Consider the following 1650-nt stretch of genomic DNA (forward strand, 5'->3'; position numbering starts at 1 on the left):
CCACCAGCAGACCAACCACCCCTCCAACCCGACCATCCCCCAACAGGGAACGAACCAGGCGTACTAGGCGGCCAGCCACCAGCGTCGGTGACGGACACGAGTTTCGTTGATGTTCCACCCATGAGCACCCGCACCCACACATCGGTGAGTCAACGGGCATTCTCTCTCACCCCCAACACCCACCCGCCACACAGGACGAGCAGAAGACCAACCCAGGCAAACCGGGCCGGCCAGAGGTTCAAGCGCTCCTTAGAAAGGAGGTGATCCAGCCGCACCTTCCGGTACGGCTACCTTGTTACGACTTAGTCCCAATCGCCAGTCCCACCTTCGACGGCTCCCTCCCAAGGGTTAGGCCACCGGCTTCGGGTGTTACCAACTTTCGTGACTTGACGGGCGGTGTGTACAAGGCCCGGGAACGTATTCACCGCAGCGTTGCTGATCTGCGATTACTAGCGACTCCGACTTCACGTGGTCGAGTTGCAGACCACGATCCGAACTGAGACCGGCTTTTTGGGATTAGCTCCACCTCACAGTATCGCAACCCTTTGTACCGGCCATTGTAGCATGCGTGAAGCCCAAGACATAAGGGGCATGATGATTTGACGTCATCCCCACCTTCCTCCGAGTTGACCCCGGCAGTCTCCCATGAGTCCCCGGCATAACCCGCTGGCAACATGGAACGAGGGTTGCGCTCGTTGCGGGACTTAACCCAACATCTCACGACACGAGCTGACGACAACCATGCACCACCTGTGAACCGGCCACAAGTGGGGGACGCATCTCTGCGCCTTTCCGGTCCATGTCAAGCCTTGGTAAGGTTCTTCGCGTTGCATCGAATTAATCCGCATGCTCCGCCGCTTGTGCGGGCCCCCGTCAATTCCTTTGAGTTTTAGCCTTGCGGCCGTACTCCCCAGGCGGGGCACTTAATGCGTTAGCTACGGCGCGGAAAACGTGGAATGTCCCCCACACCTAGTGCCCAACGTTTACGGCATGGACTACCAGGGTATCTAATCCTGTTCGCTCCCCATGCTTTCGCTCCTCAGCGTCAGTAACAGCCCAGAGACCTGCCTTCGCCATCGGTGTTCCTCCTGATATCTGCGCATTTCACCGCTACACCAGGAATTCCAGTCTCCCCTACTGCACTCTAGTCTGCCCGTACCCACTGCAGACCCGGGGTTAAGCCCCGGGCTTTCACAGCAGACGCGACAAACCGCCTACGAGCTCTTTACGCCCAATAATTCCGGACAACGCTTGCGCCCTACGTATTACCGCGGCTGCTGGCACGTAGTTAGCCGGCGCTTCTTCTGCAAGTACCCTCAACCAGAGAAAACCCTGGCCTTGTTCCCTGCTGAAAGAGGTTTACAACCCGAAGGCCGTCATCCCTCACGCGGCGTCGCTGCATCAGGCTTTCGCCCATTGTGCAATATTCCCCACTGCTGCCTCCCGTAGGAGTCTGGGCCGTGTCTCAGTCCCAGTGTGGCCGGTCACCCTCTCAGGCCGGCTACCCGTCGTCGCCTTGGTGAGCCATTACCTCACCAACAAGCTGATAGGCCGTGAGTCCATCCAAAACCACCCGAAGGCTTTCCACCACCCCCCATGCGAGGAGAGGTCATATCCAGTATTAGACCCAGTTTCCCAGGCTTATCCCAG

The 1650-nt window shown here is 58.5% G+C and carries 1 rRNA gene; it reads right to left on the reverse strand.

Annotated features, from left to right (window positions below):
* Window positions 1-253: 253 nt before the first annotated feature.
* A 16S ribosomal RNA gene (locus tag BGP79_RS03895) occupies window positions 254-1650 on the reverse strand; the annotation flags it as partial.

The organism is Tersicoccus sp. Bi-70 (assembly GCF_001968825.1).
Lineage (GTDB): Bacteria > Actinomycetota > Actinomycetes > Actinomycetales > Micrococcaceae > Tersicoccus.